The organism is Isoptericola chiayiensis (assembly GCF_013149805.1).
In the GTDB taxonomy this organism is placed as follows: domain Bacteria; phylum Actinomycetota; class Actinomycetes; order Actinomycetales; family Cellulomonadaceae; genus Isoptericola; species Isoptericola chiayiensis.
Genome location: NZ_JABEZT010000002.1, coordinates 153,211 through 167,389 on the forward strand (window position 1 = coordinate 153,211; position 14,179 = coordinate 167,389).

At 71.7% G+C, this 14,179-nt stretch carries 11 protein-coding genes; 6 read left to right on the forward strand and 5 right to left on the reverse strand.

Going from position 1 to position 14,179, the window contains the following annotated elements:
• Window positions 1–6: 6 nt before the first annotated feature.
• The 3 genes from HDG68_RS03650 to HDG68_RS03660 form a co-directional block, all read right to left on the reverse strand.
• Window positions 7–2,727 (reverse strand): DUF5979 domain-containing protein, encoded by a 2,721-nt coding sequence (locus HDG68_RS03650; protein WP_343037452.1) that lies wholly within the window; start codon window positions 2,725–2,727, stop codon window positions 7–9.
• Window positions 2,728–2,736: 9 nt separating this feature from the next.
• On the reverse strand, window positions 2,737–3,111 hold the full coding sequence (locus tag HDG68_RS03655; RefSeq protein WP_172149414.1) for a hypothetical protein: 375 nt from the start codon (window positions 3,109–3,111) through the stop codon (window positions 2,737–2,739).
• 87 nt (window positions 3,112–3,198) lie between these two features.
• A complete protein-coding gene (locus HDG68_RS03660; protein WP_172149416.1) occupies window positions 3,199–4,605 on the reverse strand; it encodes a choice-of-anchor A family protein in 1,407 nt (468 codons plus the stop codon).
• 107 nt (window positions 4,606–4,712) lie between these two features.
• Here HDG68_RS03660 and pcp point away from each other — a divergent pair, with 107 nt between their 5' ends.
• The 5 genes from pcp (at window position 4,713) to HDG68_RS03685 (ending at window position 10,130) form a co-directional block, all read left to right on the forward strand.
• A complete protein-coding gene (pcp, locus tag HDG68_RS03665) occupies window positions 4,713–5,330 on the forward strand; it encodes a pyroglutamyl-peptidase I (protein ID WP_172149418.1) in 618 nt (205 codons plus the stop codon).
• Window positions 5,331–5,374: 44 nt separating this feature from the next.
• Window positions 5,375–7,486 (forward strand): excinuclease ABC subunit UvrB, encoded by a 2,112-nt coding sequence (gene uvrB / locus HDG68_RS03670; RefSeq protein ID WP_172149420.1) that lies wholly within the window; start codon window positions 5,375–5,377, stop codon window positions 7,484–7,486.
• 21 nt (window positions 7,487–7,507) lie between these two features.
• Window positions 7,508–7,936, forward strand: coding sequence for a VOC family protein (locus HDG68_RS03675; RefSeq protein WP_172149422.1), 429 nt, complete (start codon window positions 7,508–7,510; stop codon window positions 7,934–7,936).
• A gap of 203 nt (window positions 7,937–8,139) precedes the next feature.
• The gene (locus HDG68_RS03680; RefSeq protein WP_172149424.1) at window positions 8,140–9,138 is read left to right on the forward strand and encodes a TerC family protein; all 999 of its coding nucleotides are present in this window, start codon (window positions 8,140–8,142) and stop codon (window positions 9,136–9,138) included.
• Entirely contained in the window at window positions 9,135–10,130 is a 996-nt protein-coding gene (locus tag HDG68_RS03685) for a TerC/Alx family metal homeostasis membrane protein (RefSeq protein ID WP_172149426.1), read from the forward strand. Before HDG68_RS03680 ends, HDG68_RS03685 begins: the two co-directional genes overlap by 4 nt.
• Before the next feature lie 10 nt (window positions 10,131–10,140).
• Here the strand turns inward: HDG68_RS03685 and HDG68_RS03690 are convergent, their stop codons facing one another.
• Window positions 10,141–10,443, reverse strand: a complete 303-nt coding sequence (locus HDG68_RS03690; protein ID WP_246253554.1) for a YciI family protein — start codon at window positions 10,441–10,443, stop codon at window positions 10,141–10,143.
• A gap of 31 nt (window positions 10,444–10,474) precedes the next feature.
• Window positions 10,475–11,143 carry an MBL fold metallo-hydrolase gene (locus tag HDG68_RS03695; RefSeq protein ID WP_246253555.1) on the reverse strand — a complete coding sequence of 223 codons (669 nt, stop codon included), beginning with the start codon at window positions 11,141–11,143 and terminating at the stop codon, window positions 10,475–10,477.
• A gap of 78 nt (window positions 11,144–11,221) precedes the next feature.
• Here HDG68_RS03695 and uvrA point away from each other — a divergent pair, with 78 nt between their 5' ends.
• Window positions 11,222–14,164 carry an excinuclease ABC subunit UvrA gene (gene uvrA, locus HDG68_RS03700; RefSeq protein WP_172149430.1) on the forward strand — a complete coding sequence of 981 codons (2,943 nt, stop codon included), beginning with the start codon at window positions 11,222–11,224 and terminating at the stop codon, window positions 14,162–14,164.
• Window positions 14,165–14,179 lie beyond the last annotated feature (15 nt).

The following is a 14,179-nucleotide window of genomic DNA, read 5'->3' on the forward strand; positions in this document are numbered from 1 at the left end:
GGCCCGTCAGTGCTGACGGCGCCGCACGACCAGGACCGCCAGGCCGCCGACCAGGATCAGCGCCCCGGACGCCGCCACCCAGCCGAGGATCTCCGACCCGGTCCGTGGCAGGATGTGCGGGCCCTGCGTCGGCTCGGGCGAGCTGGGGGTCGGTGTCGGCACCGGCGTCGACGGGCTGGGGCTCGGCAGCCGGAACTCGTTGGTGACCGTCACGACCGCGGCGGACGGGTCCGCGTCGGAGACGACGATCTCACCCGGCGCGATCGACACCCCCCAGGTGCCGTCGGGGTCGTCGGGGGTGGCCTCGGTGACGGTGCAGACGGTGCCGAGGGGGAAGCCGTCGAGGGTGAGGGTGTCGCCGTCGGCGAGGGTCCACGTGCCGGTGTCGTCGCCGTCGGTGTTCGGGGCGTCGCAGGTCCAGGTGCCGATGAACTCGGTCGTCGCGGCGCCGTCGTCGCCCGTGACCTCCTTGGTGATCGAGAAGCCGCCGGTCGGGTTCTCGACGAACGTGTTCGTCACGGCGACCACGGCCACCGTCGCGGGGTCCGTGCTGCCGATGGTGAGCGTCTCCGGAGAGACGTCCGCGCTCCAGGTGCCGGCAGGGTCGTCGATCTCCGGCTCGGAGACGGTGCAGGTGGTGCCGACCGGCAGGTCACCGACCGGAGCGGACGTGCTGCCGTCCGTGACCGTGACGGAACCCGCGATCTCCTCGTCCTCGGGCGTGGTGCAGGTCCACTCGACGGTGAACTCCGTGACGCTCGAGCCGCCGTCGCCGGTCACCGACTTGGTGATCTCGAACGCTCCGATCTCGCTGCTGAAGTCGTTGGCGACGGTCACGAGCGTGGCGGTGGGGTCGCCCGCGGCGACGGTGATCTCGCCGGGGTCGATGGTGGTGTCCCAGGTGCCGTTCGCGTCGTCGACGGTGTCCTCGGCGACGGTGCAGGTGGTGTCGAGGGGGAAGCCGTCGAGGGTGAGGGTGTCGCCGTCGGTGAGGGTCCAGGTGCCGGTGTCGAGGCCGTCGTCGTTCGGGGCGTCGCAGGTCCAGGTGCCGGTGAACTCGGTGGTGGCTGCGCCGTCGTCGCCGGTGACGGTCTTGGTGATCGCGAAGCCACCGCGGTCGGCCGCGAAGTCGTTAGTGACGGTGACCACCTGGGCGGTGCCGTCGTCCTCGGCGATGGTGATCTCGTCGGGGGTGACGACGGGTGCGGCCCAGGTGCCGTTGTCGTCGGTGGGGGTGGTCTCGGTGAAGGAGCAGACCGTCCCGACGGGGAAGCCGGTCACCGTGAGCTGCTCGCCGTCGGTGAGCGTCTCTGTTCCCGAGCTGTCGCCGTCGAGGTTCTCCGCGTCGCAGGTCCAGGCGACCTCGAACTCGGTGGTGGACGCGCCGTCGTCGCCGGTGACGTCCTTGGTCAGCGTGAACCCGCCGCGCTGGAGCACCGCCTCGTTGGTGACGGTGACCGCCACGACCTCTCCCTCGGCGCCGATCGTGACCGGGTTCGGGGAGATCAGGGGCGTCCCCCAGTCGATGCCGCCGACGTCGGGGAACGTCGGCTCGGAGATCGTCACCTCGTCACCCTCGGCCAGGTCGAGCGGACCGGTGACCGCCGTGCCGTCGGCCGGCACGTCGAGAGTGCCCGCGTCGCCGAGGTTCGGGCTGCCGGCGGGGCCGGTGACCTCCCAGTCGACGGTGAACGTGGTGCCGTCGGGCACCGCGTCCGCTCCGTCCCCGGTGAGGTCCTTGGCGACGCTGAACGTGCCGGGCAGGGCCTGGATGCAGCCGAGCGCACCGGTGAACGGGTAGGCGTGCAGCTCGTTGCCGGACGTCTGGGCGATGGTTCCGGAGTGGATCAGGCCGCCCGGGGTGTACACGCGGCCGTTGGTGCCGGAGAACCCGGTCTGGAAGGTCGAGGTCGGCTCGCCGACGAGGATCGAGCCGGGGAACTGGGTGGCCCCGCCGACCGCGACGTCGGTGGAGAACGGGTAGTTCCACAGGATGGCGTTGCCGAGGGCGAGCGCTCGGTTCGAGGTTGCCTCGGCCGGCGTGGCACCCCAGGAGACGTCGCCGATGTACTGGCGGATCTGCCCGCTGTCGAGGGTGTTGATCAGCACGGTCGCGCCGTCGGCGACGCCGACGATCTGGATCTCGGCCGCCTGGCCGGGGCTGCCGATCGTCGCCGGGAGCTGGAACTCGACGACGTCGCCGGAACCGTCGCTGGTGAGCGTGAAGCCGTCGGCGTCGCTGGTGACGGTGCCGTGCTCAAGATCGAGCAGCCCGCCCTCGTTGACGATCTGCGTGGCTGTCGTGTCGGTGCTCAGCTCGGCGTAGCACAGCTGGGAGTAGCGGGCCATCTTGCCCTCGGTGCCGAACAGCTCGGTGTAGCCGTCGTCCTCGAGGACGGAGACGTCGTCGAAGAGCAGGTTCTGCTGCGCTTGGGCGGGCGGGTCCTGGTTGGCCGAGTCGACGGAGCCGAGCTGGCCGAACGTGCCGTTGGCGACGCCGGTGGGGTCCTGGAAGTTCTGCGCGCCGCCCACGCGGATCGTGCCGGTGCGGAACGTGGTGCCGTCGAACCCGAACGCCGTGACCGACGTCGTGGCACCGTTGACGGTGGCGTCGCCGCCGACGATCAGCATGTCCTCGCGGTGCGCCGGCGAGACCCCCGTGCCCGCGCCGACGACGCCGACGGAGTAGGCCTTGTCGAAGACGGCGTCGCCGCCGACCACCAGCAGGCCTTCGGTCTATGCGGCGGAGTCGGCGACGTCGGGAACGGTGAAGTCACCGCCGACGACGACGTTCGGCGCGTTGTCCGTGCCCACGAACGGCGGCACCGCGCCGGGGGGCACGAGCCAGCCGGAGCAGCTGTCGTCGGCGTCGTCGTCCGGGACGCACGGTCCCCAGGAACCGGGCGTCCCGGTGCTGTCGCTCGGTGCCGGTCCGGGCAGGATGCCGGACACCGGGGGGATCAGGTCGGGCGGCGCGGCCTCGGCCACCGGCGGCGTGGCGGCGGGGAGCACCAGGGCGCCGGCGAGCGCGACGACGGCGGCCGCGGACGCGGCGAGCGGTACCTTGGCCCGGACGCCGCTCGCGAACTGCCCGTCGTCTCGCCTGGTCATCCGGTGGCCTCCCGTGTGTGACCGATCTCACCGCACGCTACCGGCCGAGGTGGACCCGCGCCCGACGGCGCACCGCCTTCACCCGGTTCAGGAGCGGCGGCGCCGCCAGGCGACGAGGCCGAGGCCGAGTGCGAGGAAGGCCACGACGGCGGCGAGCAGCGGCCCGACGGTCGACCCGGTCCGGGGGAGCTCGGCGGCGGACGCCGGCGCGGTGCTCGACGTCACGACGGGGTCCGTGCCTCCGGCGCCGCCCAGGTCGTCGACGGTCGTCGTCGGCGAGTCGTCGGCCTGCGGCTCCGTGCTCGGGTCCTCGCCCTCCGCCCCGGGGGTCGGGTCCTGACCGGCCGGCTCGGTCGGTCCGTCCGTCGGTCCCTCGGTCGGTTCGGCGGGCGTGGTCACCGGAGCGCTCGGGTCGGTCGACGGGGTCGTCGTCGGCTCCGGCGTGGGCGACGGGGTCGGGGCCGGCCCGGGGTCGCAGGTGGTCTCGAGGGCGCCGACCCACGGGTAGTTGTGGTGCTCGAGGCCGCTGCCGCTGCGGCCGAGGTGGAGGTCCCCGCCGACCCAGAGCCGACCGTTGGTGTGCGTGGTCTGCTCGACGTCGGCGTGGGGGGCGAGCACGGAACCGACGAGCTGGCTGCCGCCGGCGAGCTCCAGCGCGGTGGCGTCGGCGACGTTCCACAGCACGCGCGGTGCCCAGTCGCCGAGCGTCGCGGGGGTGTCGATCCGGGAGTCGATCGTGCCGGCCGCGGTGTGCACCGTGTCGAGTCGGGCGTCGGAACCGCGCACGTTCACCACGACCGCGCCGTCGCCGACGTCCTGCAGCACGACGGCGTCCAGGTCGGCGGCCTGGTCGGCGGTGAGCTCGAACACCTGGGGGTCGGACGTCCCGTCGCCCACGAGGGCGGGGTGGGCGCCGTCCGTGCCGAGCCGGCCGGTCGGGGTCAGGTCCGCGAGCTCGGCGGACACGGTACGCAGCGTGGCGACATGGTCGGCCGCGACGTCGGCGGCGGTGCTGTCGCCCGGGTGGGCGGCGCCGCCGTTGAGCTCGATCCGCCCTTGAATCGACCCGCCGCTGCGGACGTCCCCGCCGCCGTCGACGCCGTGGTTGACGTCGAGGAGGGACCCGGCGGCCACGGTGACGTCCCTACCCGAGACCACCACGTCGCCGACCGGCACGATGCCCGACCCGACCCCGGCGCGGCCGACGTTCAGCAGCCCCGCCGCGATCGTGGTGGAGCCGGCGACCACGAGCCGGCCCTCGGACTCGGCGGCCGCGGCGTGCGCGACGTAGTCGCCGCCGACCACGACGGCGGTGCCGGCGTCGGCGGACGTGACGTCGTTCTGCAGGCCGCCCGTGGTGCCGACCGTGCAGGTGGGCAGGTCCGTCACCGGCGTCTGCGTGGAGGTGGCGGCCGCGTTGCCGGCAAGGGCGACGAGGGCCAGGGCGGTGGCAGTGCTCGCCGCGGCGACGCGGCGAGCGAGGTGGCGGGTCATGAGCGCTCCGAGATATATGTAAGGCAAGATGCCGAATCGGAACCTAGCAAGACACGGAGTCCCGGGACAACACGGTGACGGGTGAAAGGAGCCCTAGGGTGGTCGCCATGAAGGTGCTGATGACGGGCTTCGAACCCTTCGGCGGCGATGCGGTCAACGAGTCGTGGGACGCCGTGCGGGCGCTGCCGCCGCGGCCCGACGTCGAGGTCGTGACGGCACGGTTGCCCGTGACGTTCGCCGGGGCCGTCGACGCGTGCCGGCAGCTGCTCGCGCTGCACGCGCCCGACGTGGTGATCGCCGTCGGGCTGGCCGCCGGGACCGAGGCGATCCGGCTCGAGCGCGTCGCGGTCAACGTGATCGACGCCCGGATCGCCGACAACGACGGCGTGGCCCCGGTCGACGAACCCGTCGTCGCGGGCGGCCCGGCCGCGTACTTCTCGACGCTGCCGCTGAAGGCGGGCCTCACGGCGCTGCGCGACGCCGGGATCCCGGCGGTGGTGAGCAACTCCGCCGGCACCTACGTGTGCAACACGGTGTTCTACGCGGTGCAGCACGAGCTGGCCGCCTGGGCGGACGTGCGGTCCGGGTTCGTGCACGTGCCGCGGGCGGACGTCGTCGACCAGGACGCCGCGAGCAGGGCGCTCGGCCTCGTCGTGGACGCCGCTGTCGGCGCGCTGCGCGGCCGGGTGGCCGAGCCGCGCACGGCCGCCGGCACGGAGCACTGACCCTCGACACCCGCCGTGTCGGCGGCGCGTCGTACCGTTGACGCATGCGACCCGTGACCGATCTTCAGCGCACGGTGGCTCCCTTCGAGGTGGTCTCCGAGTACGAGCCGAGCGGCGACCAGCCGACCGCCATCGCCGAGCTCGCCGAGCGCGTCCGGGCGGGGGAGAAGGACACCGTGCTGCTGGGTGCCACCGGTACGGGCAAGAGCGCGACGACGGCCTGGCTGATCGAGAAGCTGCAGCGCCCCACGCTCATCATGGCGCCGAACAAGACCCTCGCCGCCCAGCTGGCCACGGAGTTCCGCGAGCTGCTGCCGAACAACGCCGTCGAGTACTTCGTCTCGTACTACGACTACTACCAGCCCGAGGCCTACATCGCGCAGACGGACACCTACATCGAGAAGGACTCGTCCATCAACGACGAGGTCGAGCGGCTGCGGCACTCCGCGACGTCGTCGCTCCTGACGCGGCGCGACACCGTCGTCGTCGCCTCGGTGTCCTGCATCTACGGCCTCGGCACTCCGCAGGAGTATGTCGACCGCATGGTCCGCCTCGACGTCGGCGACGTCGTCGACCGCGACGACATGCTGCGACGGTTCGTGCAGATGCAGTACACGCGCAACGACACCGCCTTCACCCGGGGCACGTTCCGGGTGCGCGGCGACACGGTCGAGATCATCCCGGTGTACGAGGAGCTCGCCGTGCGGATCGAGATGTTCGGCGACGAGATCGAGTCGATCCAGACGCTGCACCCGCTCACCGGTGAGGTCATCCGCGACGAGCAGAGCGTCTACCTCTTCCCGGCCACCCACTACGTCGCCGGTCCGGAGCGCATGGAGCGGGCTATCGGCACGATCGAGGCCGAGCTCGAGGCGCGGCTCGCCGACCTCGAGCGCCAGAACAAGCTGCTCGAGGCCCAGCGCCTGCGCATGCGCACCACCTACGACATCGAGATGATGCGCTCCATCGGGACGTGCAACGGCATCGAGAACTACTCGCGCCACATCGACGGCCGTGAGGCCGGGTCCCCGCCGAACACGCTGCTGGACTACTTCCCCGAGGACTTCCTGCTCGTGATCGACGAGTCCCACGTGACCGTGCCGCAGATCGGCGCCATGTTCGAGGGCGACATGTCCCGCAAGCGCTCCCTCGTCGACCATGGCTTCCGGCTGCCCAGCGCCACGGACAACCGGCCGCTGCGCTGGGAGGAGTTCGTCGAACGCATCGGGCAGACGGTCTACCTCTCGGCGACCCCCGGCGACTACGAGCTGTCGATGTCCGACGGCGTCGTGGAGCAGATCATCCGGCCGACCGGCCTGGTGGACCCGGAGGTCGTGGTCAAGCCGACCACGGGCCAGATCGACGACCTGCTGGGCGAGATCCGCGACCGCGTCGACCGTGACGAGCGCGTCCTGGTCACCACGCTGACCAAGAAGATGGCCGAGGACCTCACCGACTACCTGCTCGGCAAGGACGTGCGCGTGCAGTACCTGCACTCGGAGGTCGACACGCTGCGCCGCGTCGAGCTGCTGCGCGAGCTGCGCATGGGCGAGTTCGACGTGCTCGTCGGCATCAACCTGCTCCGGGAGGGTCTCGACCTGCCCGAGGTGTCGCTGGTGGCGATCCTGGACGCCGACAAGGAGGGGTTCCTGCGCTCCGAGCGCTCGCTGATCCAGACCATCGGCCGCGCGGCACGCAACGTCACGGGGCAGGTGCACATGTACGCCGACAAGGTCACGCCCGCCATGCGGTACGCGCTCGACGAGACGGACCGGCGGCGCGCGAAGCAGATCGCCTACAACGCCGAACGCGGCATCGACCCGCAGCCGTTGCGCAAGCGCATCGCCGACGTCACCGACATGCTGGCGCGCGAGGACATCGACACGGCCGAGCTGCTGGCCGGCGGCTACCGCAAGTCGCCGCGGGACGGGCAGCGGTCCCAGGCGGCCGTCCCGGGCTCGCCCAAGGAACCGGCGTCGTCGGGAAACCGCCTGGCCGGGCTCGCCGCGGCCGAGCTCGCCGAGCTCATCCAGGAGCTCAGCGACCAGATGCACGCCGCCGCCGGCGAGCTGCAGTTCGAGGTCGCCGCCCGCCTGCGGGACGAGATCGGCGGCCTGAAGAAGGAGCTGCGGCAGATGCGGGAAGCCACCGCCTGACCACGACCGAGGAGGACGACGATGTCCACGAGCTTCCAGGTGACGTTCGACGCCGCGGACCCGCTGGCGCTCGGCGAGTTCTGGTGCGCCGCGCTCGGCTACGTGCGGGACGCGCCGCCGCAGGGCTTCGCGTCGTGGGAGGAGGCGCTGACCGCCTGGGAGGTGCCTCGCGAGCTGTGGAACAGCAAGAACGCCGTCAGCGACCCGGACGGCTCCGGACCCCGGATCTTCATCCAGCAGGTGCCCGAGCCCAAGACCGTCAAGAACCGGGTGCACCTCGACCTGAACGTCTCGGCCGGCCGCACGGGCGGCGAGCGCCTCGAGGTCCTGCGCGCCGAGGCGGCGCGCCTCGAGGCGATCGGGGCGCGGACGGTCGAGGAGCGCAGCGAGCTCGGCGACACCTGGATCGTCATGCAGGACCCGGAGGGCAACGAGTTCTGCCTGCAGTGAGCGCCCGGGCCGCCGTGCCGTATGCTGGCACCTCGTTGAAGGGGAGTATTCCCGAGCGGTGACGTCGTCATCACGGCCGGCGCGGACGTCGGCCCGGCGCCACCGGTCTCGCAACCACCAGCCCGCGCCACCTGCGGGTGCGCGTGGCGGTGCGTGGCGGAAGAGACCTTCGGTCACAGTGCTGCGTACCGGAGGACACACGCATGGACGTCGCCCCCTGGGTCTGGATCGTCACCGTCGGGATCATCCTGGCGATGCTCGCCGTCGACTACGTCGGGCACGTGCGCACGCCGCACGCGCCCACGCTCAAGGAGTCGGCCTGGTGGTCGATCGCCTACGTCGCCGCGGCGCTGGTGTTCGGACTCATCGTGCTCGCCGGGTGGGGCCCCACCTACGGCGGGGAGTACTTCGCCGGCTACATCACCGAGAAGTCCCTCAGCGTGGACAACCTGTTCGTGTTCGTGCTGATCATGACCAGCTTCCGGGTCCCGCGCGAGCACCAGCAGCGCGTGCTGCTCATCGGCATCACCATCGCGCTGGTGCTGCGGACGGTGTTCATCCTCGCCGGCGCCGCCCTCATCGCGAACTTCGCGTGGATCTTCTACCTCTTCGGCTTCTTCCTGATCTGGACGGCGGTCGCCCAGGCCCGGGCGGGCACCGACCACGACGAGGAGTTCAAGGAGAACGCGGTGCTCCGGCTCACCCGCCGGATCCTGCCGACGACCGACGACTACGTCGAGCACCACATGTTCACGAAGATCGACGGCAAGCGGTACGTCACGCCCATGCTCATCGTGATGATCGCGATCGGCAGCGCGGACCTGCTGTTCGCCGTCGACTCCATCCCGGCGATCTTCGGCCTGACGCAGGAGACGTACCTCGTCTTCACCGCCAACGCGTTCTCCCTGCTCGGGCTGCGCCAGCTCTACTTCCTCGTCGACGGGCTCCTCGACCGGCTCGTCTACCTCAACTACGGCCTGGCGGCGATCCTCGGCTTCATCGGCGTCAAGCTCGTCATCCACGCTCTGCACACCAACGAGGTGCCGTTCATCAACGGCGGTGAGCACATCGAGGTGATCCCGGAGATCCCGACCAGCGTGTCGCTGTCCTTCATCGTCGTCGTCCTGACGATCACGACGGTCGCGTCGCTGGCCAGGACGCGCCGGGACCGCAGGCTGGCCGCGGAGGTCGCCGACCGGTGACGCATGAGCTGCCCACGTGGTTCGAGGCGGTGGCGCTGACAGCGATCGTCGGCCTGCTGCTGGCCGACCTCGCCGTCGTCGCGCGGCGCCCGCACGTGCCCTCGATGCGCGAGAGCGGGCTGTGGGTGGGCTTCTACGTCGCCCTGGCGGGGCTCTTCGGGCTCGTCGTGTGGGCGGTCGGGGGTGCGGCGCCGGCAGGGGAGTTCTACGCCGGATGGCTGACGGAGTACTCCCTGAGCGTGGACAACCTGTTCGTGTTCGTGCTCATCATGTCCCGCTTTGCCGTGCCGCGGGAGCACCAGCAACGGGTGCTCATGGTCGGCATCCTCGTCGCGCTGGTGCTGCGCGCCGGGTTCATCCTCGCCGGGGCCGCGATCATCGAGCAGTTCGTGTGGGTGTTCTACCTGTTCGGCGCGTTCCTGGTGTACACCGCGGTGAAGCTGGTGGTGGGCGACGACGACGAGGAGTACCGCGAGAACGTCGCCATCCGCGGGCTGCGGCGCGTCCTGCCGCTGACGGAGCGGTACGACGGCGCCCGGCTGCGCACCGTGCAGGACGGCCGGCGGGTGTGGACCCCGATGCTGGTGGTCTTCTTCGCCATCGGGTCCACGGACCTGCTGTTCGCGCTGGACTCGATCCCGGCGATCTTCGGGCTGACGCACGACCCGTTCATCGTGTTCACCACGAACGTGTTCGCGCTCATGGGCCTGCGCCAGCTCTACTTCCTGCTGGGCGGGCTGCTGGAACGGCTGGTCTACCTGCCGCTGGCGCTCGCGGTCATCCTCGGATTCATCGGCGTCAAGCTCGTCCTGGAGGCCATGGCGGACAACACCGTGCCGTTCGTCAACGGCGGCGAGCCGATCGCCTGGGCGCCGGAGGTGCCGATCTGGGTCTCGCTCGTGGTGATCGTGGGGTCGCTGGCGGTGGCGACCGTCGCGAGCCTGGTGCGGACCGCCCGGTCGGCCGACGTCGACACCGACCCGGGCCGGTGACCGACCGGGGTCAGCCGCCGAGCGTGCCGATCACGGGGACCCACTCCCGGGCGGAGCGTTCCGCCACGAGCCCGGCCCGCAGGAACGGGTCGTCGTCGAGCAGCCGCAGGGCGGCGTCGGCGTCGACCGTGTCCACCAGGAGCAGCGCCCCGGCCGGGTACGCGGGCGTGGCCGGCAGCGGGCCGGAGACGACGACGGCGCCCGCCTCGTGCAGGCGGCTCAGGAAGGCGCGGTGGTCGGCCCGGAGCTCGTCGAGGCGGCTGGGCTGGTCGGCGTAGGTGTAGGTGACGGCGATGACGGCCATGCCCGCCATCCAAGCACGTTGCGGCCGTGTGCGGCGCGTCTCACCATCCGCGGTCGCGCCACTCGTCGAGGTGCGGCCGCTCGGCGCCCAGTGTGGTGCTGCGTCCGTGGCCCGGGTGGACGACCGTGGCGTCGTCGTACCGGTCGAAGACCCGCTCGACGACGTCGCCGAGCAGGAGCGTGAACCGGTCCGGGTCGCCACCGGTGTTCCCGACGCCGCCGGGGAAGAGCGAGTCACCGGTGAACAGGTGCACCGGCCCGGCGGTGCCGGTCAGCGCGAGCGCGACCGAGCCGGGGGTGTGCCCCCGCAGGTGCACGACGTCGAGGTGCAGGCGTCCGACGGCGACGGTGTCGCCGTGCCCCAGCCGGCGGTCGACCGCGAGGCCCGTCTCGTGCTCGATCGCGTCGGCGTCGTCGGTCCCTGCGGCGACCGGCGCACCGGTGGCGGCGACGACGTCGGGCAGGGCGCCGAGGTGGTCGCGGTGGCGATGGGTGGTCACGACGAGGTCCGGCCCGGCTCCGGGCCCCGTGGCGAGCAGGGCGAGGAGCCGGTCGGGCTCGGCCGCGGCGTCGATCAGCACGCGTGCGCCGGTGGCCCGGCAGGTGAGGAGGTAGGCGTTGTTGTCCATCGGGCCCACGGCCAGCGTCGTCACGACGGCGTGCTCCAGGTCGTGGACGGCGGTGGGCGCGGTGCGGGGCTCGGCTGCCATGGCCCCCATGCTGCCACGGGCCTCGGTGAGACGTAGAACACCTGTGCGAAGGTCGGTGGCGGGCCGTACGATGCTGCGGTGAGCAATCGCCTCGTCGTCTCGGGTGCCCGCGAGCACAACCTGCGCAACGTCGACCTCGACCTGCCGCGCGACCGCCTCGTCGTCTTCACGGGGCTGAGCGGCTCGGGGAAGTCGTCGCTGGCCTTCGACACGATCTTCGCCGAGGGGCAGCGACGGTACGTGGAGTCGCTGTCCGCGTACGCACGCCAGTTCCTCGGGCAGATGGACAAGCCGGACGTCGACTTCATCGAGGGGCTGAGCCCGGCGGTGTCGATCGACCAGAAGTCGACCAACCGCAACCCGCGCTCCACGGTCGGCACGATCACCGAGGTCTACGACTACCTGCGTCTGCTCTTCGCCCGGACCGGCACCCAGCACTGCCCGGTGTGCGGAGAGCCGGTCCGCGCGCAGACGCCGCAGCAGATCGTCGACAAGATCCTCGAGCTGCCCGAGGGCACCCGCTACCAGGTGCTCGCGCCGGTGGTCCGGGGACGCAAGGGGGAGTACGCCGAGCTGTTCTCCGAGCTGCAGACCCAGGGGTTCTCGCGTGCCCGCGTGGACGGCGAGGTCATCCAGCTGTCGAGCCCGCCGGCGCTGGAGAAGAAGCTCAAGCACGACATCGAGGTCGTGGTCGACCGCCTGGTGTCCCGCGACGGGGTCCGACGCCGGCTGACCGACTCGGTCGAGACCGCCCTGGGGCTGGCCGGCGGGCTGGTCATGGTCGAGCTGGTGGACGCGTCGATCGACGACCTCGACCGGGTGCGCAAGTACTCCGAGAAGCGGGCGTGCCCGAACGACCACCCGTTGAGCCTCGACGAGATCGAGCCGCGCACCTTCTCCTTCAACGCGCCCTACGGCGCCTGTCCCGAGTGCACCGGGATCGGCTTCCGGCTGGAGGTGGACCCGGAGCTGGTGGTGCCCGACCCGGAGCGGACGCTCCGCGAGGGGGCCGTGGTGCCCTGGGCCCAGACCTCCTCGGAGTACTTCGAGCGGGTGCTCTCGGCGCTGGCGGAGGAGATGTCGTTCTCGCTCGACACGCCGTGGCGCGCCCTGCCGGAGCGGGCCCGCAAGGCCGTGCTGCACGGGCGCAACCACAAGGTGCACGTGCGCTACCGCAACCGCTGGGGGCGTGAGCGCCAGTACTCGACGGGGTTCGAGGGTGCGATCACGTTCATCGAGCGACGCCACTCGGAGACCGAGTCGGACTGGTCCAAGGAGCGCTACGAGGCGTTCATGCGCCAGGTGCCGTGCCCGACGTGCGGCGGCGCCCGGCTCAAGCCCGAGGTGCTGGCCGTCAAGGTCGGGACCAAGTCGATCTGGGACGTGTGCCGGCTGCCGATCTCGGACGCCAAGGAGTACCTCGACACGTTGGTGCTCGGCGAGCGCGAGACGGCGATCGCGGGCGAGGTCCTCAAGGAGATCCACGCCCGGTTGGGCTTCCTGCTCGACGTCGGCCTGCACTACCTCACGCTCGAGCGGGCCGCCGGGACGCTGTCCGGCGGCGAGGCGCAGCGCATCCGGCTGGCGACGCAGATCGGCTCGGGCCTGGTCGGGGTGCTGTACGTCCTGGACGAGCCGAGCATCGGTCTGCACCAGCGGGACAACCGCCGGCTCATCGAGACCCTGAGCCGCTTGCGCGACCTCGGCAACACGCTCATCGTCGTCGAGCACGACGAGGACACGATCCGTGCCGCCGACTGGATCGTGGACGTCGGCCCGGGTGCCGGCGAGCACGGCGGACGCGTGGTGCACTCCGGCGACTACGCGGGCCTGCTCGCCGCCGAGGACTCGATGACGGGCGCGTACCTGTCCGGCCGGCGCAGCATCGCGCTGCCGGCCGCTCGCCGCGGCACGGACCCGGAGCGCCAGGTGACCGTGGTGGGGGCGCGGGAGAACAACCTGCGCGACATCTCGGTGTCCTTCCCGCTGGGGGTGCTCACCGCCGTCACGGGTGTCTCGGGATCCGGCAAGTCGACGCTGGTCAACTCGATCCTGCACACGGTGCTCGCCAACGAGCTCAACGGTGCCCGGCAGGTCGCGGGTCGGCACACCCGCGTCACCGGCACGGAGCACCTGGACAAGGTCGTGCACGTCGACCAGGGGCCGATCGGGCGCACGCCGCGGTCGAACCCGGCGACGTACACCGGCGTGTGGGACCGGATCCGCAAGATCTTCGCGGAGACGGAGGAGGCGAAGGTCCGCGGCTACGGCCCGGGGCGGTTCTCCTTCAACGTCAAGGGCGGGCGCTGCGAGGCCTGCTCCGGCGACGGCACCCTGCGCATCGAGATGAACTTCCTGCCGGACGTGTACGTGCCGTGCGAGGTGTGCCACGGGGCCCGGTACAACCGGGAGACGCTCGAGGTGCACTTCAAGGGCCGCACGGTGGCCGAGGTGCTCGACATGCCGATCGAGGAGGCGGCCGAGTTCTTCTCGGCGTTCCCCGCCATCTCGCGGCACCTGAGCACGCTCGTCGACGTCGGGCTCGGGTACGTGCGGCTGGGCCAGCCCGCGCCCACCCTGTCGGGGGGCGAGGCGCAGCGCGTCAAGCTCGCCAGCGAGCTGCAGAAGCGCTCGACCGGACGGACGGTGTACGTCCTGGACGAGCCGACCACCGGCCTGCACTTCGAGGACATCCGCAAGCTCCTGGGCGTGCTGCGCTCGCTGGTGGACAAGGGCAACACGGTGCTCGTCATCGAGCACAACCTCGACGTGATCAAGTCCGCGGACTGGATCGTCGACATGGGCCCGGAGGGCGGCTCGGGCGGTGGCCTCGTCGTGGCCGAGGGCACCCCGGAACAGGTCGCCCGCGTGGAGGCCAGTCACACGGGCCGGTTCCTCGCCCAGGTGCTGGACGAGGAGGCCGAGGTGCCCGTCGACCCGCCCGCCCCCGCACCGGCGACGCCGGCGAAGGGGCGCAGGAAGCCCGGTCGCTCGCGCACCGCCGGGCGCTCCGCCGCCTGACCCCCTACGGTGGGC

Bases quoted from the DNA above. Each gene is read 5' to 3' on its own strand.
- pcp (WP_172149418.1), top strand. From the start codon at position 4,713: ATGAAGGTGCTGATGACGGGCTTCGAACCCTTCGGCGGCGATGCGGTC.
- HDG68_RS03680 (WP_172149424.1), top strand. From the start codon at position 8,140: ATGGACGTCGCCCCCTGGGTCTGGATCGTCACCGTCGGGATCATCCTG.
- HDG68_RS03660 (WP_172149416.1), bottom strand. From the start codon at position 4,605: ATGACCCGCCACCTCGCTCGCCGCGTCGCCGCGGCGAGCACTGCCACC.
- HDG68_RS03690 (WP_246253554.1), bottom strand. From the start codon at position 10,443: ATGGCGGGCATGGCCGTCATCGCCGTCACCTACACCTACGCCGACCAG.
- HDG68_RS03655 (WP_172149414.1), bottom strand. From the start codon at position 3,111: ATGACCAGGCGAGACGACGGGCAGTTCGCGAGCGGCGTCCGGGCCAAG.
- HDG68_RS03695 (WP_246253555.1), bottom strand. From the start codon at position 11,143: ATGGCAGCCGAGCCCCGCACCGCGCCCACCGCCGTCCACGACCTGGAG.
- uvrB (WP_172149420.1), top strand. From the start codon at position 5,375: ATGCGACCCGTGACCGATCTTCAGCGCACGGTGGCTCCCTTCGAGGTG.
- HDG68_RS03675 (WP_172149422.1), top strand. From the start codon at position 7,508: ATGTCCACGAGCTTCCAGGTGACGTTCGACGCCGCGGACCCGCTGGCG.